Origin of the sequence: Rhodoferax fermentans, from assembly GCF_002017865.1 — a bacterium.
In the GTDB taxonomy this organism is placed as follows: Bacteria; Pseudomonadota; Gammaproteobacteria; order Burkholderiales; family Burkholderiaceae_C; genus Rhodoferax; species Rhodoferax fermentans.
Genome location: NZ_MTJN01000002.1, coordinates 2,085,445 through 2,105,582 on the forward strand (window position 1 = coordinate 2,085,445; position 20,138 = coordinate 2,105,582).

Below are 20,138 nucleotides of genomic sequence, written 5' to 3' on the forward strand. Positions count from 1 at the left end.
AAAACATTCTCATGGTGTGAAGTGTAGGTATCAAGCCCGACGCCCGCTTTGCCCCCAGCGCCGCGCAGCTTCTTCGGGCGTTTGCGAAGTGGCCACCAAGAACCCCAGCGGTGATAACAAGGCCTGCAGATCGGCTTCGTCAAATTTGAGCGCACCCGCAGCATCGTGTCCCAGCACGCTGTTGGCCAGTGCCTGTTTGCGGGCCTGAAGTTCAAGCATGCGTTCCTCGATGCTGCCTTGCACCACCAGCTTGTACACGAATACCGGCTGGTCCTGGCCGATACGGTGGGCGCGAGCAGTCGCTTGTTCCTCCACGGCGGGGTTCCACCAGGGATCCAAATGGATCACGGTGTCAGCAGCAGTCAAGTTCAATCCGATGCCACCCGCCTTCAGGCTGAGCAACAGCACGGGTGCTTCTTGTGCCTGAAACCGCTGCACCACGCTGCCACGTTCCTTTGCGGGTGTTTTGCCAGTCAGTCTGAGAAACGGCAACGACAGCATCTGCAGTTGTTCTGCAACCAAGTCCAGTAGCTCGGTGAACTGTGAGAACACCAGCACACGACGGCCTTCTTCCACCAGCGCGGGCAGCATGTCTGCCAGCAGTTCCAGCTTGGCGCGCTCCATAGTGGGGCATGCCTTGTTGCCTTTGACCAGGTGTGGGTCACAACAGACTTGGCGTAGCTTGAGCAGCGCATCCAGAATGCTGATCTGAGCGGCGTTGAAATCCTGGCGTTGCAGCACCCTGCGCACGTGTTTGTCGGCCGCTACGCGCACGCTCTCGTACAGCTCACGCTGTTGGCCCTGCAATTGCACCCACTTGATGATGTCCGTGCGAGGTGGCAGTTCGCTGGCCACGTCCTGCTTGCGCCGGCGCAGGATGAAGGGGCGCACGCGCTGGGCTAACAAGGCAGCGCGCACCGTTTCGCCGTTCTCTTCAATCGGTTTGCGCCAGTTGGCTGCAAATTGGCGCGAGTCGCCCAAAAAGCCGGGCATGAGCCAGTCAAATTGCGCCCACAACTCGCTAAGATGGTTTTCCATGGGCGTGCCGGTCAGGCACAGGCTGTGCCGGGTTTGCAATCGACGCAGGGCGCGGGCGCTGCGACTACCGGCGTTCTTCACCATCTGCGCCTCGTCCAAAATCACCAGGTGAAAGCACTGCGCAGCCAGCGCATCCACGTCGCGCCACAGCAGTGCGTAGGTGGTCAGCACCAGATCGTGATCTGACATATGAGCAAACAAAGCCTCACGCTGCGGCCCTTGAAGGGTGAGCAGGCGCAGATCGGGCGCCATGCGCCGGCACTCGGCCTGCCAGTTGAAGATCAACGAGGTGGGAAGCACCACCAGCACCGGTAGGTCAAGTCGCCCCGCGTGTTTTTCTGTCAGCACATGGGCCAAGGCCTGGGCGGTTTTGCCCAAGCCCATATCGTCGGCCAGGATGCCGCCCAGGTTGTTCGCACGCAGGTATTGCAACCAGGCCAGTCCCTCAAGCTGGTAGGGGCGTAGTTGCACTTGCAGGCCTTGCGGTGCCGTCACGGATTGAGGTGTACCGATCGCCTTCAAGCGTTTGGCCAAGCTGGTCAAGCCTGCCTCACCCTCCAGTTGCCAGGTGTTGTGCGGACCCACGCGGTGGGTGTCAAGCAGGCTGGCACGCAAGGCGTCGAGCCGACGTGCTTCCCAGGCCCCCAAGTGCAGCGAGCTCTGGTGTTGGTTGCGTGTCGGGTCGGTCAGGAGATCGACCATGGCGCCGATGATGGCTTTGAGGGGTGCGGCCGGGGCATCGATGCGCTTGCCACCCGGCGCGCGCAAGGACACGATCGCCAGGTCGTCAATGGCCGCGAATTGCGTCGCGTTGAGCCAGCGGGCGTCGCGGCGCAGCAGGTCGGCCAGCATGGGGACCAGGTCCAGCGTCTGGCCGTCGATCTCGATGCCCAGGCTCAGCAGCCAGGCCCCCTCACGCTCAGGGAGTTGCAGCTTGTCGACACCACGCGCGGGCTTGATCAGACGGCTGTCAAGTTCCCTGCCGCGTATGTCACCGGTCTCGGGGCTCACCAACAGCTTCCAGCGTTGCACTGGCACGCTTTCGTGCGCAAAGCCGGGCTGCACCACCACCGACCAGCCTTTGGCCTGCAGTTGCGGTATCTGGTCGGCCCAGAAGTCGCCAAAGAACTCTTCTTGTGGCAGTGTCCATACCGCGCCCAGCACCGGGCTGTGAGCACGACTGCGCCATTGGAAGGTGTTTTCTGCCAAGGGGACAAAACCCATCTCCCACACAAGGTCCATGGCATCGGCTTCGGCGGCCAGATCGCGCTGCATGTGCACCACCGGGCCGCCGGTGTCGAACAGTTCCACTATGGCAGGCGCACGGTTGTTGAGGATGGAGGTGGGCGCGGGCGTTTGCCAGCGATCCCCGGCTTGCGTCTGATAGGTCCAGTCGAACTGGGCCAGGGTCACACTGTCCCCACGCGGGCCGAGTTTGCCTTGGGGCTTGAGGCCCAGCAGCCCATGGCCACGGTCCAGCGTTTGCAAGCTAATGCGGGGGCGGAAGTGGCCAATGACGCTGTTGCCATCGGATGCCATCACAGGCGAGGGTTCAGCCGCAGCCGGCGGGTCCATCCGAAGGATGGCCATGACGCGACTCGCGTCTGCATCGGCCAGGGTAGGGAGCGTCTTTAAAGTGACTGCATCTGCCTTGCTCCGCAGCGCGTGCACCCACATGGCGACGGTGCGATCAGGTGCGTCAGCGCGGCGAGGTTGGTTCTGTGGGCTGTGGCGAGAGGGGGGCATGCGGGAATTGTGCCGCGTGACGACGTGGCCTGAGGACACATGCCAAAGGTTTGAGACCGACTCGAGTAAGCATTGCCGCAACCTCCGCACTCCTGGTTGAGCAACGCGTTGCGCTCTACAGTTGATAGCGGTAAGTTGCCGTCACCACTGGGCGTAGTGCCCAAACTGTTGTCATACACCGGGCGAGTTGGGCGTGTGGCACTTGTCAGGCACCACATCCACATTTTTCGCGACTCTTTAGCCCAAGTGTTTGCCCACAATGCCCGCCAGCTCAAACATGCTGACCTGCGGCTGGCCAAACACGGCGAGTAACTTGGCGTCGGCGTTGATGGCGCGTTTGTTGGTGGCGTCTTGCAGGTTGTTGGCCTTGATGTAGTCCCACAGCTTTTTGATGACCTGGGCGCGGGCAATCGGTTCAGCGCCAATCACAGCAGCCAGTGCGGCGCTGGGGGTCGAGCCCGCACCAGCGGTTGGTGCTTTGCGCGGGGTTTTGGCGGCGGTCTTTTTGGCAGCGGGTTTAGCAGCTTTTGTGCCTGCAGCCCTTTTATCACCTGGGCTAGCTGCTGCTTTTTTACTAGCAACGGCGGCGCGTGTCAGCGGTGCGGCAGCGGTTTTGCGTGGCGGGAACTTGCTGGGGGCAAACTCGAAGTTCACTTTGTCGGCGGTGGCGTCCCAGACCAGCATGGCCTTGAAGTTGCGCCGGGTGCGCATGGACACAAACTTGTCGAGCAGATCGGTCTTGCCTGTGCTCAGAAGCTTGCCCATCTGCTCGCGCTCAATAGGCTGCTGCAGGATGATTTGGCCGGTTTTGAAGTCGCAACTCGGTGTGGGTTGCGCGTCGGTGGGCACCGATTTTTCACACACGTAGTTCTTGCCGTGTTCAAACACCGCTGCGCCACATTTGGGGCACGCGCCCAGGCTGGTTTGTTCACCAAAGTCGACCAGCTCGCCGGTTTCCTCACCCTTTTTGTCGTCGCCAAAGTCGAATTCGAGTTTGTAGTTTTTGGCCTCTTCGTCAAACTTGATGACCATCTCGGCGGTGAAGGGCCAACCAGCCTTGGAGCGGAAGCCGTCGAGCGGGCCAATCTTTTTGTCGCGCAAAAATTGCTCGACCTCGGCCAGCTCAAAGGTGCGGCCAGCCGGGGTTTTGCCAAACGAGAAGCCGCAGCCTTCGCTGTGGCCGTCTGCGCCGGTGCAGGCGTAGCGGCGGTAGTTTTCCTTGACCACACCGCCGCAGTTGGGACACGTTGAACTGAGCGTGGCGTAGTTGCCAGGCACGGTGTCGCGGTCGTACTCCTTGGCTTTTTTGACGATGTGTTCGGTCATCGCGGCGATTTCGGCCATGAAGGCGGTGCGGCTCAGTTTGCCTTGCTCCATCTGGCTGAGTTTGTATTCCCACTCGCCGGTGAGTTCGGCCTTGGAGAGTTCTTCCACACCCAGGCCGCGCAGCAGCGTCATCAGCTGGAAGGCTTTGGCGGTGGGGATCAGCTCACGGCCTTCGCGCAGCATGTATTTCTCGGAGATCAAACCTTCAATGATGCTGGCGCGCGTGGCGGGTGTGCCCAAGCCTTTTTCCTGCATGGCTTCGCGTAACTCGTCGTCTTCCACGGTTTTGCCGGCGCTTTCCATCGCGCCGAGCAAGGTGGCTTCAGAGTAACGTGCCGGTGGCCGGGTTTTTAAACCTTTGGGTTCGACCGATTCGGTTTTGACCTTTTCGCCGGGCGCGACCGGCACCAGGCTCTGGCCTTTGTCGCCGTCTTTGGCATCGGCCACTTCGTCAGCGGCTTCCTTGCCGTAGATGGCCAGCCAGCCCGGTTTGACCAGCACCTTGCCTTCGGTTTTGAAGTGGTGCTCCAGCGCCTTGGAGATGCGGGTGGTGACCTGGTATTCGGCACTCGGGAAAAACACCGCCATGAACCGTTTGACCACCAGGTCATACAGTTTTTGCTCTGCTTCTGATAGCCCGCTGGGCGCTTGCAACGTAGGGATGATGGCAAAGTGATCACTGACCTTGCTGTTGTCGAAGATGCGCTTGCTGGGCCGGATGTAGTTGTTGTTCAGCGCGGTGAGCGCGTGCGGCGCCAGGTGGCGCATGCCGGAGTTGGCCAGCATCTCAAAGGTCTGTTTGACCACCGGCACATAGTCTTCGGGCAGGGCGCGTGAATCGGTACGCGGGTAGGTCAGGGCCTTGTGGCGCTCGTACAGGCTTTGCGCAATCGACAGCGTGGTCTTGGCGGAAAAGCCGAACTTGCCATTGGCTTCGCGCTGCAAACTGGTCAAATCAAACAGCAGCGGGCTGGCCTGCGTGGTGGGTTTGCTTTCTTCGGTGACGGTGGCGTGTTGGCCACGCACCGCATCGGCAATGGCTTGCGCTTCTTGCTGGCTCCAGACGCGATCTGCTTTTTTCTCGGCGTCTTCAGCGTCCTTTTTCCAGGCCGGGTTGAACCACTTGGCCGGGTAGCTGCCAGCCTGGGCGGCAAAGGACGCATGGACTTCCCAGTAGTCGCGCGAGACAAAACCACGGATCAGTTCTTCGCGCTCCACCACCACCGACAGCGTCGGGGTCTGGACACGACCGACGGTGGTCAAGAAGAAGCCACCGTCACGCGAGTTGAAGGCGGTCATGGCGCGGGTGCCATTGATGCCAACCAACCAGTCGGCCTCAGAGCGGCAACGCGCGGCGTCGGCCAGGGGTTGCATCTGTTTGTCGCTGCGCAGCGCGTTGAAGCCGTCGCGGATGGCTTGGGGGGTCATCGACTGCAGCCACAGCCGGCTGACCGGTTTGCCCAGCGGCTTGGCGCCACCGGCGTATTGTTCGATCAGGCGAAAGATCAGTTCCCCCTCGCGGCCCGCGTCACAGGCGTTGATGAGTTGACCCACGTCTTTGCGTTTGGCCAGCTTGACCACCGCGTTCAGGCGGGTCTTGGTCTTGTCGACCGGTTTGAGTTCAAAGTGCGGCGGGATCACCGGCAGATGCGCAAAACTCCATTTGCCGCGTTTGACGTCGTAGGCCTCGGGCGCCTGGATTTCGACCAGGTGGCCCACCGCGCTGGAGACCACATAACTGTCGTTTTCAAAATGTTCGTCGTGTTTCTCGAACTTGCCCGCCACCGGGGTGAGTGCACGCACGATGTCTTGTGCCACCGAGGGCTTTTCTGCAATGACCAGTGTTTTGCCTGCCACTGCTGTTTTAGTGTTTTCTGCGATAGTCATCTGAATACAATCCCTGTTCCTCGCGGGCGCACACGCGCACCCATACGAGTTCACGATACCAAATTTTTTAACCGTGTCGAAAAAATCACCCGCTACCTCCCGCCGCATCCAGGTGCGCCGCTCCGGCATCCATGGCCGGGGTGTTTATGCACTGCAGGACATCGCCGAGGGTGAAACCATCATCGAGTATGTGGGCGAGATCATCACCTGGGAAGAAGCCCAGGCGCGCCACCCGCACGACCCGGCGAATCCGAACCACACCTTTTATTTTCATGTGAATGAAACCCGGGTGATCGACGGCGGGGTCAACGGCAACTCTTCACGCTGGATCAACCACTCCTGCGACGGCAACTGCGAGGCCGACGAAGACAAGGGCCGCATTTTCATCAAGGCGCTGCGCAATATCACCGCCGGTGAAGAGCTGCACTACGACTACGGCCTGATCATCGACGAGCGTTACACGCCCAAACTCAAGGCCGAGTACCCGTGCTGGTGTGGCGCCAAAAACTGCCGTGGCACCCTGCTGGCCCCCAAACGCAAGCGCAAGTAGCGCCACCCCATGACACTACCCGCCCTGACGCCCTGGCCCAGCGAAGCCCTCTGGCAAGCTGTGGAGCCCCAGTTGCCGGGTTTCAGCGTGGAGGTGTTGCCCGAGATCGACTCCACCAACGCCGAGCTGATGCGCCGACTGCGCGCTGGTGTGGAAGACCCCGTGCTCTTGATTGCAGAGCACCAGACCGCCGGGCGCGGTCGCATGGCACGCCCCTGGCACAGCAGCCCGGGTGCAGCTGGCAGCGCTGGCCCGGGCACGCTGATGTTGTCTCTGGGCCTGCCCTTGGCCCCCAAGGACTGGTCGGGCCTGTCGCTGGCCGTGGGCTGGAGCCTGGCCAACAGCCTGCATCCCGAGATCCGCCTGAAATGGCCCAATGACCTGTGGTGGCAGGGTCGCAAACTGGCAGGCATCCTGATCGAGACCGCCAACACCCGGCAAGCGGCCTTGTCTGGTAGCCGTTATGTGGTGATTGGCATCGGCCTCAATATCCAACGCCCCGAGGTGGCTGGCTTGTCGACCGAACCGGCCGGGCTGGCCGAGCTGGTGCCCGGCATCAGCGCGATGTTGGCCTTGACCCAGATACTGCCCCCCTTGGTGCAGACCCTGCGTGCGTTTGAGCAGCAGGGTTTTGCGGCCTTTCAGGCACGTTTTAATGCCCGTGATGCGCTGGCTCAGACGCCGGTGACCCTGAGTGACGGCCAACACGGTGTGGCCATGGGGGTGGACCCGGTGGGGGCCTTGCTGCTGCAAACCGGTCAGGGTCTGCAGCGGGTGACCAGTGCCGAGGTCAGTGTGCGGCGGGCCGCTGCCCCGGCAAACCCTGCCAGCGGTCACTAGGAGCGGCTATGTGGCGCCTGATGGTTCTGCTGCTGGTGTTGCTGAACCTGGGTGTTTTCGCCCGGGGGCAAGGCTGGTTGCTGGCCTACGGCTTGGGCCCGACGCAGCAACACGAGCCGCAACGCCTGGCCCAGCAGATTCACCCTGAGGCGCTGGTGGTGCTGACGGACAAGGCAGATGCAGCCCAAGTCGCTGCATCCGCACCAGAGCCCGCCCCTGCGTCAACCTCCGCCGAGCCGGTGGCCAGCAGCTGCTGGCAAAGCGGTGAACTGAATGAAGCGCAGGTCGACACACTGCGCCCGCTGCTCGCTGCCAAATTGCCGCCAGAGGCCTGGGTGCTGGACGAGAGTCGGCTGCCCGCACGCTGGATGGTCTACATGGGCCCCTACAACCAGGCGACGGAGCTGGCCAAAAAACGTGAGCAGCTCACTGACTTGAAGGTCAAGTTTTTTGTTTTGAGCAACACCGCACTGTCACCGGGCTTCTCACTGGGTGTGTTTTCCACGGAAGAGTCGGCCAAAACCGGTTTGCAAGACCTGGTCAAACGCGGGGTGCGTTCGGCCCGGGTGATACAGGAGCGCCAGGCCAGCGTGACCTACCACCTGCGCCTGCCCAGCATCAGCGCGGCCAACCAGGCGGCGCTGGACAGCCTGCAGGCCGCACTGCCCGGCAAACCGCTGGTGCTTTGCCCACAGCCGCTCACCCCACCTGAGCAGGCTGCGGCGTCGGCACCCAGCGCTGCCACATCCCAGCCCTGACGGCTGGCCTCAGGCCGGTGGCAGCTCATCGGGCAGAGTCGCGGTGAAAGTGACCACAAAACGGGCGCCGGGCGGTGTGTGGCCCGGCAGGGTGTCTTCCAGGCTGACCTTGGCACCGTGTTTTTGGGCAATCTCCAGAACAATCGGCAGACCCAGGCCCGAGCCATCGACATCGGTGCCCAAGGCGCGGTAAAACGGCTGGAAGATCAGTTCACGCTCTGACTCCGGAATGCCCGGGCCAGAGTCCTCGACCTGCAGCACCAGCAAACGGCCCACCGGGTCGGTCAAGACCCTTGCGGTGATCATGCCCGGTGACGCCAGGCTGGACGGGGTGTAGTTGATGGCGTTGTCCACCAGGTTGCGGATCATCTCCTTGAGCAGGGTGACGTTGCCCAACATGGTGCAGCCTGGTGTGCCGGGCTGAGCACCTTCGTAGCCCAGGTCAATGTGTTTTTCCAGCGCCCGCGGCACACTGTCGCGCACCACCGACATACAGACCTCCGCCAGGTCACACAGGGCGCGTGGCATGGCCGAGCCGCTGCTCTCGGCCCGCGCCAGCGACAACAACTGGTTGACGCTGTGGGTGGCACGGATGCTGGCGCGGCCAATCTGGCGCAGAGAGTGTTTGAGGTCCTCGGCGCTGGCGCCCTCACGCTGGGCCAGGTCGGCCTGCATACGCAGCCCCGCCAGCGGGGTTTTGAGCTGGTGTGCCGCGTCGGCGAGGAAACGTTTCTGGGTGGCAATCGAGTCGGTCAGACGCAACAGCAGGTCGTTGACCGAGTCCACCAGGGGCGACACCTCCAGCGGCACCGCCTGGGCATCGATCGGGCTCAGGTCATCGGGTCGGCGCGCGCGGATACGTTCTTCGAGCTGATTAAGCGGCTGGATGGCTTGTACCAGGGCCAGCCAGACCAGCAGCACCGCCAGTGGCAGGATGACAAACTGCGGCAGCATCACCCCTTTGACAATTTCGGTGGCCAGCACCGAGCGTTTTTCCAGTGTCTCGGCGACTTGCACCAAGGCCAGGTCGCCGTTGCGGGTGGGCAGCTTGACCCAGATGTAAGCCACCTTGATGTCAAAACCCTGGATCACATCGTCGCGGATGCGGACTTCATCAGGCACCACCTTCTCTTCGGCCGAGGGCGCAGGCAGATCAGCTTCACCACTGAGCAGCTCGCTGCGCGGCCCGATCACCTGGTAATACACGGTGTCGGAGTCATCGGCGCGCAACAGTTCACGCGCCGGGCGTGGCAGCACAAATTCGGGTTTGTTGCCACGCATGGTGATGAGTTGCGCCATGGCCCGGGCGTTGTACTCCAGCGCCCGGTCAAACGGCTTGCCCGCGATGTTTTGCGCCACCAGCCAGGTCAGCACCAGACTCACCGGCCACAGCAGCAGCAGTGGCGTGAGCATCCAGTCCAGGATTTCGCCAAACAGGGAACGCTGTTCGCGCTGAAAAACGTTCACGGTTGGGTTGACTTGGTTCGCTGTGCGCTGGCGAAGTCGCCTTTAGCCCGCTGGTTTTGCCGCCGGGCCGCCCCAAGGCAAAACGCGGCCCCCTCGGGGGGCAGAGAGCTACACGTAGTGAGCGAACGTGGGGGCGACATGACTACCCGGGGATTTTTTCGAGGCAGTAGCCCAGGCCGCGCACGGTGGCGATGCGGATCGGGCCTTTTTCGATCTTTTTGCGCAGACGGTGGATGTAGACCTCGATGGCGTTGTTGCTGACCTCTTCACCCCATTCACACAGGCGCTCGACCAGCTGGTCCTTGCTGACCAGGCGCCCGGCGCGTTGCAGCAGCACCTCCAGCAGACCCAGCTCCCGCGCTGACAGCTCGACCATCACGCCGTCAATGGTGGCCACGCGGCCGCCCTGGTCGTAGATCAGCGGACCGTGTTTGATGGTGCTGCTGGCCGCACCCATGCCACGTCGGCTCAGGGCACGCACGCGGGCTTCGAGCTCCTGCAGGCTGAAGGGTTTGGCCATGTAGTCGTCGGCGCCGTAGTCCAGGCCTTTGACCCGTTCTTCCACACTGTCAGCGGCGGTCAGGATCAGCACCGGCAGCGAGGAGCCGCGCGCGCGCAGTTTTTTGAGCACCTCGAGTCCGTGCATTTTGGGCAGGCCCAGGTCCAGGATCAGCAGGTCGAACTCGGTGTTGGTCATCAGTGCCGCATCGGCCTCGGTGCCGCTGGCCACATGGTCCACCGCTGCTCCCGAACTGCGCAGGGTACGCAGCAAACCGTCGGCCAATACTTGATCATCCTCGGCTATCAAAATTCGCATGGCTGTTTCCTCGTGATGGCCGCTGGGGCCTGTGGGGTTACGGGCTGTCTCGCGTTCTTTTCAGGACATTTTAGGCCGCGTATGCTTCCAGTCCGATAGCAATCACGGTGGCCACCTCCGACCCGACGGCGGCGCGTAATTCGGCCTCGGCCTGGGTTACCGCTTCTTCAAAAGCCTGCAGCCAAGCCAGCCCGGTGGGTGTGAATACCACGCGGCGCGCACGCGCATCTTGTGAGTCGTCCTGGCGCTGCACCAGGCCCCAGGCGGCACACTGGTCTACCAGCTTGCCCATCGCCTGTTTGCTGACACCAGCACGCTGCGCCAGCTCGGTCAAGCGCGAACCCTGCAGCGCCAGATGCCGCGTGATGTGGATGTGGGAGGCAGTCAAACTGCCGCGCGCCGCCAAGTTGCTGAGTGCCAGCGGCACCCGGTCGTTGCGCGCCATCAGCTGCAACACACGCGCATCAAAACGCTGCAGCGCCAGCGCCAGCCAGTGACCCAGATGCGCCTGGCGCCAGCCGGTGTCTGAGGGTAAAGTGTCCATGACTTAAATAGTAAACCAAATTGACTATAAATTGTCTTTTCTATTTTTAACAGCGCTTGTAAACTACTGTTCAAGCATCCAGCCTGTAGTTATTGACAGAGGATGCGCAAGCTTTCCCACCCGCCCACTTGTTGACACCTCAGGAGACCGCCATGGACGCACCCGCCAAAACACTCACCCCCGCCAACGCCGAAAAAGCCAAAGCCCTGCAAGTGGCGCTGGCACAGATCGAGAAACAGTTTGGCAAGGGCACCATCATGCGTCTGGGTGAAGGCGAGGTGATCGAAGACATCCAGGTGGTGTCCACCGGCTCCCTCGGGCTGGACATTGCGCTCGGTGTTGGTGGCCTGCCGCGTGGGCGCGTCGTCGAAATCTACGGCCCGGAATCCAGCGGCAAAACCACGCTGACCTTGCAGGTGATCGCCGAGATGCAAAAAACCGGCGGCCAATGTGCGTTTGTGGATGCCGAACACGCGCTCGACATCCAGTACGCCCAGAACCTCGGTGTCAACCTGCAAGACCTGCTGATCAGCCAGCCCGACACCGGTGAACAAGCGCTGGAGATTGTCGACAGCCTGGTGCGCTCCGGCGCGGTCGACCTGATCGTGGTCGACTCGGTGGCGGCCCTGACCCCCAAGGCTGAGTTGGAAGGCGAAATGGGTGACAGCCTGCCCGGCTTACAAGCCCGCTTGATGAGCCAGGCGCTGCGCAAACTCACCGCCCACATCAAAAAAACCAACTGCATGGTCATTTTCATCAACCAGATTCGTATGAAGATTGGTGTGATGTTTGGCTCGCCTGAGACCACCACCGGCGGCAACGCACTCAAGTTCTACGCCTCGGTGCGGTTGGACATCCGCCGCACCGGCACCATCAAGAAGGGTGAGGAATCGATCGGCAACGAAACCAAGGTCAAGGTCGTCAAGAACAAGGTCTCGCCTCCGTTCAAGACCGCCGAGTTCGACATCATGTTTGGCCAAGGCATCAGCCGCGAGGGCGAAATCATCGACATGGGCGTCACCGCCAACATCCTCGACAAGTCCGGCGCCTGGTACGCCTACAACGGTGAAAAAATCGGCCAAGGTCGCGACAACGCGCGCGAGTTTCTGAAGGAAAACACCGATCTCGCCCGCGAAATCGAAAACAAGGTGCGCGCGTCTCTGGGCATCCCGCTGCTGGCGGGCTCCGAGCCGGCCGATGCTGCAGCCAAGGCTGCCAGCAAAAAGGCGGTCTAGCCCTTATTCAATAAGGGCATATAGCTTCATTTTTAATAGTAATGTGCTGAATGGGCTTTGCCACACCCTCCCTCAAAGGGCGCGCTCTGCGCCTGCTTAGCGGCCGTGAACACTCGCGGCTGGAGCTGGAGCGCAAGTTGGCGCCGTTTGAGGAAGAGCCCGGCAGCCTGGCCGCCGCGCTCGATGACTTGCAGGCCAAGGGTTTCATCAGTGAGCAGCGGGTGCTGGAGTCGGTGGTGAACCGCCGCGCCAGCAAACTGGGCGCCTCACGCATCAAGCAGGAGTTGCAAGCCAAGGGGCTCGACCCGCAGGCGGTGGCAGATGCTGTTCAGGCTTTGCGCGCCACCGAGTTGGCGCGGGCCCGCGAGGTCTGGCGCAAAAAATTCGGCCAAGCGCCGCAAGACGCGAGCGCGCGCGCCAAACAAGTGCGCTTTCTGGTCAGTCGTGGTTTTGGTGGTGACACCATCCGCCGGGTGGTGTCGGGCGCCGATCTGGATTGACCGCCGTCACGAGTCAAGCAGCCGGGGGTTTACAAATCCAGCATCAGCTTGAGGTTCTGCACCGCTGCGCCGCTGGCGCCTTTGCCCAGGTTGTCCAACCGCGCCACCAGCAGCGCGTGGCGGAAGTTATCACTGCTGTCTTGGTTGCCAAACACCCGCAGCTCCATGGCGTCGCTGCCGTCGAGTGCCACCGCGTCGAGTTTGCTGTCTGAGCCGGCGGGCACCACGCTGACCCATTCGCTGCCCGCATAGTGGCTGGCCAGTGCCTCATGCAAGTCGGCGACACTGGGCTGACCGGGCAACAGGTCCAGATGTAACGGAATCTGCACCAGCATGCCCTGTTTGAAGTTGCCGACCGAGGGCACAAACAGCGGGCGACGTGTCAGACCGGTGTTGGCCAGAATTTCCGGGATGTGTTTGTGTTTGAGGCCCAGCGCGTACAACTCATAAGCCGGGGCCTTGCCCTGTTCGTAGGCTTCGATCATGGGGCGACCGCCACCCGAATAACCACTCACCGCAGGCAGGCATAGCGGGAAGTCCGCCGGGATCAGCCCGGCATCCACCAGCGGACGGATCAGGGCAATGGCGCCGGTGGCATAACAACCCGGGTTGGCCACGCGCCGCGCCGCCCGGATCGCTTCGCGCTGGCCAGCACACAGTTCAGCAAAACCGTAGACCCAGCCAGGTGCGGTGCGGTGGGCGGTGGAGGCGTCGATGACCTTAGGGCCTTCTTGGCCTGTAGCCCTTTCAATATCTGCGATCATTGATACAGATTCAATAGCAGCCTCGTCGTGCAGGCACAGCACCACCAAGTCCACTTCGGCCATCAGCGCACGTTTGGCGGCGGCGTCCTTGCGCAACTCGGGCGCGATGCTGAGCAGCTCGATGCCGTCCAGATGCTGCAAACGTTCGCGAATCTGCAGTCCGGTGGTGCCGGCCTCGCCGTCGATGAAGATTTTGTGCATGGTGAATAAAAACGCCAGGTCTTGTAAGACTGGCTAAAGAATGAATCAATTCAACATGATACAGTCCGCGACGCATCACCCAGCGTCGGTAAACCGTTGACCACAAACGGCTTTCAGGTGCACTATCAACTTCCGTTCCCGAGAGAGACCTCATGAAAATTCACGAGTACCAAGGCAAGGACATCTTGCGCCAAGCTGGTGTGCCAGTGCCACGTGGCATTGCGGCATTCACTGTTCAAGAAGCGGTCGAAGCCGCGCAAAAACTCGGCGGCCCCGTCTGGGTGGTCAAGGCCCAGATCCACGCTGGTGGGCGTGGCAAGGGCGGCGGCGTGAAGCTGGCGCGCTCGATTGACGATGTGAAAAAACTCGCCGGCGAGATCCTGGGCATGCAGCTGGTGACACACCAGACCGGCCCCGAAGGTCAAAAAGTGCGCCGCCTGCTGATTGAAGACGGCGCCGACATCAAAAAGGAATACTACGTCTCGGCGGTGACCGACCGTGCCAGCCAACGCGTGGCCATGATCGTCTCCAGCGAAGGCGGCATGGACATCGAAGAGGTGGCCCACAGCACGCCCGAGAAAATCGTCACCGAGATCGTCGACCCGGCCACCGGCCTGACGGTCGAGCAGGCCACCAAGCTGGCCAACGCCATTGGTGTGCCCGCAGGCTCGGTCGCGCAGGCGGTGGATGTGCTGCAAAAGGTGTATCAGGTCTACATGGACACCGACGCATCCTTGGTCGAAATCAACCCGATGATCCTGGAAGGCAATGGCGGCATCAAAGCCATCGACGCCAAGTTCAACTTTGACGCCAACGCGCTGTACCGCCACCCGGAAATTGTGGCCTACCGCGATCTGGACGAAGAAGACCCGGCCGAGGTCGAAGCCAGCAAGTTTGACCTGGCCTACATCAGCCTGGACGGCGACATTGGCTGCCTGGTCAACGGTGCCGGTCTGGCCATGGCCACCATGGACACCATCAAGCTGTTTGGCGCTGAACCCGCCAACTTCCTCGACGTGGGTGGCGGTGCCACCCCCGAGAAAGTCACCGAAGCCTTCAAGATCATGCTCAAAAACCCCAAGGTCAAGGCCATCCTGGTCAACATCTTTGGCGGCATCATGAAGTGCGACACCATCGCCACCGGCATCATCACCGCCTGCAAGGCGGTCAACCTGTCGGTACCGCTGGTGGTGCGCATGAAGGGCACCAACGAAGAAATGGGCAAAAAGATGCTGGCCGAGTCGGGCCTGCCAATCATCAGCGCCGACACCATGGCCGACGCGGCCCAGAAAGTGGTCGCTGCCGTCAAAGCCGCAGCCTGAGACTGAATAGGAAACACCATGTCCATCCTCATCAATAAAGACACCAAGGTCATCACCCAGGGCATCACCGGCAAGACCGGTCAGTTCCACACCGAAAAGTGCCAGGAATACGCCAATGGCAAACATTGTTTTGCCGCCGGGGTGAACCCGAAAAAGGCCGGCGAATCCATCTTCGGCATCCCGATTTACGCCTCCGTCAAGGAAGCGGCCCAGGAAACCGGATCCACCGTGTCGGTGATCTACGTGCCGCCCGCAGGCGCCGCTGCCGCCATCTGGGAGGCTGTGGAAGCCGATCTGGACCTGGCGATCTGTATCACCGAAGGCATTCCGGTGCGTGACATGCTCGAAGTGCGCAACAAGATGAAGGCCAAAGAGGCTGCTGGCGGCAAAAAGACTTTGTTGCTTGGCCCCAACTGCCCGGGTCTGATCACGCCCGACGAGATCAAGATCGGCATCATGCCCGGTCACATCCACCGCAAGGGCCGCATCGGTGTGGTCAGTCGCTCCGGCACACTGACTTATGAAGCGGTGGCGCAGTTGACCGAAATCGGCCTGGGTCAATCCAGCGCGGTGGGTATTGGTGGTGACCCGATCAATGGTCTGAAACACATCGACATCATGAAGGCCTTCAACGACGACCCGGACACCGACGCGGTGATCATGATCGGCGAAATTGGTGGCCCCGACGAAGCCGAAGCCGCACGCTGGTGCAAGCTCAACATGAAAAAACCGATCGTGGGCTTCATCGCCGGTGTCACCGCACCTGCTGGCAAACGCATGGGCCACGCTGGCGCCTTGATCTCAGGTGGTGCCGACACCGCCGAGGCCAAGCTGGCTGTGATGGAAGAGTGTGGCTTCAAGGTCACACGCAACCCGTCTGAAATGGCCAAATTGCTCAAAGCTTTGCTGTAAACCAGTTGCGGGTGCTGGCGACCTGTGGCCGCCGCAACTGCTCGACAAAGCGTTCAAGCCCGGGTGGTTTGAACGCTTTTTTTATACCCCCCGGGCCAACACCCGGATGGCCTGCAGGTGTACCGCACATTCAGGGCAAAATGTGACGTTAGGCCTTCACACTGCCACCATGGTGGTCGTGACGCACATTCAGGAACCGCCAATCAAGGACAGGCTGGACAGGAACATTGACGATTCATGATGCATTACAGTTTTCACGCACTGACCGACGCCGGCCTGGTCAGGGCCAATAACGAGGACGCCCTGGCCTTTGACACCGATCTGGGCGTGGCGGTCCTGGCAGACGGCATGGGTGGCTACAACGCCGGTGAAGTGGCCAGCAGCATGGCGGTGCAGCTGGTCACCTCCGAGCTGGTGCGCTGGTTATCGGCCGAAGACAGGCACCACAGCCCGTCGCAGGTGGCCAGGATGCTTGAAACCTGCTTTGACGAGGCCAATATGGCCATTCTGAACGCGGCCAATGCCAACCCACAGTACGCCGGCATGGGGACCACACTGGTGGCAGCTGTGTTTCATGGCGGGAAACTGGTTCTGGGACATGTCGGTGACTCGCGTTGTTACCGCCTGCGTGACGGGGTGCTGACCCAGATCACCAAAGACCACTCGATGCTGCAGGAACAGGTGGACGCGGGTTACCTGACGCAAGAGCAAGCCGCGTATGCCCCCGGCAAGAACCTGTTGACCCGGGCGCTCGGTGTGGAGGACGTGGTGCGGGTCGAAATTCACGAACACCCGGTCCAGGATGGCGATCTGTACGTGATGTGCACCGATGGCCTGACCGACATGTTGACCGACAAGGACATCCTGTCCAGCCTGAACAACCACAATAACCTGACTTTGGTGGCTACCGAGTTGGTGGCCCGCGCCAACCTCAATGGGGGACGCGACAACATTTCGGTCTTGTTGGCGCAGGCTGGCCAGGCGCCGGAAAAATCCGGTTTAATCTCACGCTTGTTCGGCAAGCCCTGATACAGAAGGGTGCTGTGCCCGGTTCAAACCCATATACTGCGTTGTACAGGAGAGAATCATGTCCCACATAACGGTGATGATGGACGGCGTCGTCCACAGTGAAGTCACTCTGACGAAGGACCGGACAAGCATTGGGCGCAGGCCGTACAACGACGTCGTGATTGAGAACCTGACCGTCAGCGGCGAACACGCGGTGCTGATCAAAACCGGCGATCAGGTGGCGGTCGAAGACCTGCACAGCACCAACGGCACCTACATCAACGGCAAGGCCGTCAAGCGGCAAGTCCTGCAGCACGGTGATGTCATGGAAATGGGCAAATACAAGATCCGGTTTGACGCTGCAGGGGCTGACGACGCCTATGAGCGCACCATGATGCACAGGCCACAGGCGCCTGCGCCGATGCCTGTTGCCCCCACGGCTGCGGTTCCAGAGCTCAAAGGTGCCATCAAGGTGCTGACCGGTGCCGCTGCGGGGCGCGAGATGGCCCTGACCAAAGTGGTCACCACGGTCGGCAAACCCGGGGTCTCGGTCGCCGCCATCACCCAACGCCGTCACAACTACTTTGTGCACCACGTCGAAGGTCAAGACCGCCTGACCCTCAATGGCAACACCGTGGGTGAGGAGCCGATTGTGCTCAAACATGGTGACCGGATCTTGCTGGCGGGCACAGAAATGCAATTCCTCCAGAGCTGACCCATGGGACGACTGGCCCGCTACCCGGGTTGGTTACCGTCCCAGGAACCCCCGGCTCCGTTTGAGATCACACCGCCATGAACACCGGCCTCAAAATCCACCACGTTGACCGCAGTGGCATGACGTTTGAAGCACTTTTTTACAAGCAGCTTCAGCATGTGACAGCCCGTATCCACGAGACCGACAACATCGAGCAGATCATGCTCGAAGCCAGCCAGGACATCTGCAAGCTGTTTGATGCCGACCGTTTGACCCTGTATGTGGTCAACGAGGACAACACCGCCATCATCTCCAAGGTCAAGACCGGGCTCAACAGCAGCCGCGACCTGAAACTGCCGATCTCCCCGCAGAGCATTGCCGGCTATGTGGCCTACAGCCACATGCTGGTCAACCTGCCCGATGTGTATGACGATGAGTCGCTCAAGACCATCCACCCCGCTTTGTCATTTTTGAAAGAGGTGGACAAACGCTCTGGCTACCGCACCCGGCAGATGATGGTGGCGCCGATTCTGGAGGGTGAGGCCCTCTACGGCGTCCTGCAAGTCATCAATAACAAGAGCAACAAACCCTTTGGTGATCTGGAGATTGAGGGTATTTCGCAGTTGTGCAAAACCCTGGCCACAGCGATCCGCCACCGCATCCATGGCACCGAGGAAGGTGTGCGGCGCATGGTGACCAAATACGACGGGCTGGTCTCTGACGGTGTGATGACCGCCAGTGAGCTGCAGCAATGCCTGCAGGACGCGCGCGCGCAGGGGCTCACGGCGGAAAGCCTGCTGTTGAGCCAGTACCAGGTACGCGCCGCGCAGATCGGGCCGTCGCTGGCCAAGTTTTTTGGTGTGCCTTATGAACCCTGGACCGAAGGGCGCATCCGTGCAGAGGCCTTGCACGGCGCCCTCAAGCGCGAGTTCATTGAAGAACAGGGCTGGATTCCGCTGGAGGACTCACCCGACGGGTTGGTCATCATGTGCCTGGACCCGGAGGCGGTGCGCAGTTCACGCATCGTGCAGCAGGTGTTTCCGCGGTTCACCAGTTTCTCGTACCGGGTCACCACCCACACCGAGTTTCGCGACACCCTGGGACAGATTTTTGGCATCGAGGTCACCGGCGGCAGCATCAGCGAGATGTTGGCCGACATGGACAGTGGCCCGATGGATGACGAGGGTGGCCTCAGCGACGCGCTGGAATCGGCCGCGGCCGACAACGAATTGGTCAAGTTTGTCAACAAGGTGATCATCGACGCGCACCACCAGGGGGCCTCGGACATCCACATCGAGCCGATGCCGGGCAAGTTCAAGACCGGTATCCGCTTTCGCATTGATGGCTCGCTGCAGCCCTACATCGAGGTGCCGGCGCATTTCCGCCAGGCCATGGTCACCCGCCTGAAAATCATGTGTGACCTTGACATCTCCGAGCGCCGCAAGCCGCAAGACGGCAAGATCAAGTTCAAGAAGTACGGCCCACTCGACATCGAACTGCGGGTGGCCACCATCCCCTCAGCCGGTGGGGTGGAAGACGTGGTGATGCGGATTCTGGCAGCCGGTGAACCAATTCCGCTGGACAAGCTCGGCCTGACCAGCCACAACATGGCGCGCGTGATCCAGACGATTGAGAAGCCCTACGGCCTGTTTTATGTGTGTGGCCCCACCGGTTCGGGCAAAACCACCACCTTGCACTCGATCCTGAAACACCTGAACAAACCCGACACCAAGATCTGGACCGCCGAGGACCCGGTCGAAATCACCCAGAAAGGCTTGCGCCAGGTGCAGATCAACCGCAAGGCCGGCATCGACTTTGCGCTGATCATGCGGGCATTTTTGCGGGCCGACCCCGACATCATCATGGTCGGTGAGTCGCGCGACAAGGAAACTGTGGCCATGGGGGTGGAGGCCTCACTCACCGGGCACCTGGTGTTTTCCACCCTGCACACCAACTCGGCACCCGAGTCCATCACCCGGCTGCTGGACATGGGCATGGACCCGTTCAACTTTGCCGATGCGCTCTTGGGCATCCTGGCGCAGCGGCTGGCCAAAAAGCTGTGTATCTGCAAGGAAAGTTATGTGCCCGACGCCGAGGAGCTGCGCCTGTTTGCCATGGAGTACGCCGAGGAATTGCGCCACTCGGCCGCCTGGTCCAACGATTACGAGGGCGCGCTGACCCGGCTGATCGACGGTTGGAAGCAGTTGTACGCCGACAACGGCCAGCTGCACTTTTACCGCCATGTGGGCTGTGACAAGTGCAACCAGACCGGCTACAAAGGCCGCGTCGGTTTACATGAGTTGCTGATTGCCGACGACGGCATCAAGAAACAAATCCAGGAACGCGCCCGCGTCGCCGAGGTGTTTGCCACGGCGGTGGAAGGTGGCATGCGCACCCTGAAAATGGACGGCATGGAAAAAGTCATGATGGGCCTGACCGACCTCAAGATGGTGCGCTCGGTCTGTATCAAATAAGCTCCATGCACCGCTGGCTTGGGTGCAGTGGGCAGATGCCCGGCCTGTTGATCTT

The 20,138-nt window shown here is 61.2% G+C and carries 16 protein-coding genes; 10 read left to right on the forward strand and 6 right to left on the reverse strand.

Features of this window, described 5'->3' with window-relative positions; genetic code table 11:
• Positions 1-30: 30 nt before the first annotated feature.
• Entirely contained in the window at positions 31-2,628 is a 2,598-nt protein-coding gene (locus tag RF819_RS09925) for a DEAD/DEAH box helicase (RefSeq protein ID WP_244899892.1), read from the reverse strand.
• A 393-nt stretch (positions 2,629-3,021) separates the two neighbouring features.
• On the reverse strand, positions 3,022-5,997 hold the full coding sequence (locus RF819_RS09930) for a DNA topoisomerase III (protein ID WP_078364837.1): 2,976 nt from the start codon (positions 5,995-5,997) through the stop codon (positions 3,022-3,024).
• Between the two features lie 55 nt (positions 5,998-6,052).
• Here RF819_RS09930 and RF819_RS09935 point away from each other — a divergent pair, with 55 nt between their 5' ends.
• From RF819_RS09935 to RF819_RS09945, 3 genes are read left to right on the forward strand one after another with little or no spacing between them, the layout of a single operon-like run.
• Positions 6,053-6,547 (forward strand): SET domain-containing protein, encoded by a 495-nt coding sequence (locus RF819_RS09935; RefSeq protein WP_078364838.1) that lies wholly within the window; start codon positions 6,053-6,055, stop codon positions 6,545-6,547.
• A 9-nt stretch (positions 6,548-6,556) separates the two neighbouring features.
• Positions 6,557-7,387: a biotin--[acetyl-CoA-carboxylase] ligase gene (locus tag RF819_RS09940; protein ID WP_078364839.1), complete on the forward strand. Its 831-nt coding sequence runs from the start codon at positions 6,557-6,559 to the stop codon at positions 7,385-7,387.
• A gap of 8 nt (positions 7,388-7,395) precedes the next feature.
• Positions 7,396-8,145: a hypothetical protein gene (locus RF819_RS09945; RefSeq protein ID WP_078364840.1), complete on the forward strand. Its 750-nt coding sequence runs from the start codon at positions 7,396-7,398 to the stop codon at positions 8,143-8,145.
• Positions 8,146-8,154: 9 nt separating this feature from the next.
• On the opposite strand, the gene RF819_RS09950 is transcribed toward RF819_RS09945, so the two are convergent.
• The 3 genes from RF819_RS09950 to RF819_RS09960 form a co-directional block, all read right to left on the reverse strand.
• Positions 8,155-9,612 (reverse strand): sensor histidine kinase, encoded by a 1,458-nt coding sequence (locus RF819_RS09950; RefSeq protein WP_078364841.1) that lies wholly within the window; start codon positions 9,610-9,612, stop codon positions 8,155-8,157.
• Positions 9,613-9,754: 142 nt separating this feature from the next.
• Positions 9,755-10,429 (reverse strand): response regulator, encoded by a 675-nt coding sequence (locus tag RF819_RS09955; protein ID WP_078364842.1) that lies wholly within the window; start codon positions 10,427-10,429, stop codon positions 9,755-9,757.
• Between the two features lie 70 nt (positions 10,430-10,499).
• Positions 10,500-10,973: a MarR family winged helix-turn-helix transcriptional regulator gene (locus tag RF819_RS09960; RefSeq protein WP_078364843.1), complete on the reverse strand. Its 474-nt coding sequence runs from the start codon at positions 10,971-10,973 to the stop codon at positions 10,500-10,502.
• A 152-nt stretch (positions 10,974-11,125) separates the two neighbouring features.
• On the opposite strand from RF819_RS09960, the gene recA reads away from it, so the two are divergent.
• Both recA and recX read left to right on the forward strand, forming a co-directional pair.
• Positions 11,126-12,208, forward strand: a complete 1,083-nt coding sequence (recA, locus tag RF819_RS09965; protein ID WP_078364844.1) for a recombinase RecA — start codon at positions 11,126-11,128, stop codon at positions 12,206-12,208.
• Positions 12,209-12,258: 50 nt separating this feature from the next.
• Positions 12,259-12,708 carry a recombination regulator RecX gene (gene recX / locus RF819_RS09970; RefSeq protein WP_078364845.1) on the forward strand — a complete coding sequence of 150 codons (450 nt, stop codon included), beginning with the start codon at positions 12,259-12,261 and terminating at the stop codon, positions 12,706-12,708.
• Between the two features lie 29 nt (positions 12,709-12,737).
• Here recX and argC read toward each other — a convergent pair whose 3' ends face one another.
• Positions 12,738-13,673, reverse strand: coding sequence for an N-acetyl-gamma-glutamyl-phosphate reductase (argC, locus tag RF819_RS09975; RefSeq protein WP_078364846.1), 936 nt, complete (start codon positions 13,671-13,673; stop codon positions 12,738-12,740).
• Positions 13,674-13,825: 152 nt separating this feature from the next.
• Here argC and sucC point away from each other — a divergent pair, with 152 nt between their 5' ends.
• From sucC to RF819_RS10000, 5 genes are all read left to right on the forward strand, one after another.
• On the forward strand, positions 13,826-14,995 hold the full coding sequence (sucC, locus tag RF819_RS09980) for an ADP-forming succinate--CoA ligase subunit beta (protein WP_078364847.1): 1,170 nt from the start codon (positions 13,826-13,828) through the stop codon (positions 14,993-14,995).
• A gap of 18 nt (positions 14,996-15,013) precedes the next feature.
• Positions 15,014-15,907: a succinate--CoA ligase subunit alpha gene (sucD, locus tag RF819_RS09985; protein WP_078364848.1), complete on the forward strand. Its 894-nt coding sequence runs from the start codon at positions 15,014-15,016 to the stop codon at positions 15,905-15,907.
• Positions 15,908-16,147: 240 nt separating this feature from the next.
• Positions 16,148-16,936, forward strand: a complete 789-nt coding sequence (locus RF819_RS09990; RefSeq protein ID WP_078366882.1) for a Stp1/IreP family PP2C-type Ser/Thr phosphatase — start codon at positions 16,148-16,150, stop codon at positions 16,934-16,936.
• Between the two features lie 58 nt (positions 16,937-16,994).
• The gene (locus RF819_RS09995) at positions 16,995-17,630 is read left to right on the forward strand and encodes an FHA domain-containing protein (RefSeq protein WP_078364849.1); all 636 of its coding nucleotides are present in this window, start codon (positions 16,995-16,997) and stop codon (positions 17,628-17,630) included.
• A gap of 77 nt (positions 17,631-17,707) precedes the next feature.
• Positions 17,708-20,083: a GspE/PulE family protein gene (locus RF819_RS10000; protein WP_078364850.1), complete on the forward strand. Its 2,376-nt coding sequence runs from the start codon at positions 17,708-17,710 to the stop codon at positions 20,081-20,083.
• The last annotated feature ends 55 nt before the right edge of the window (positions 20,084-20,138 follow it).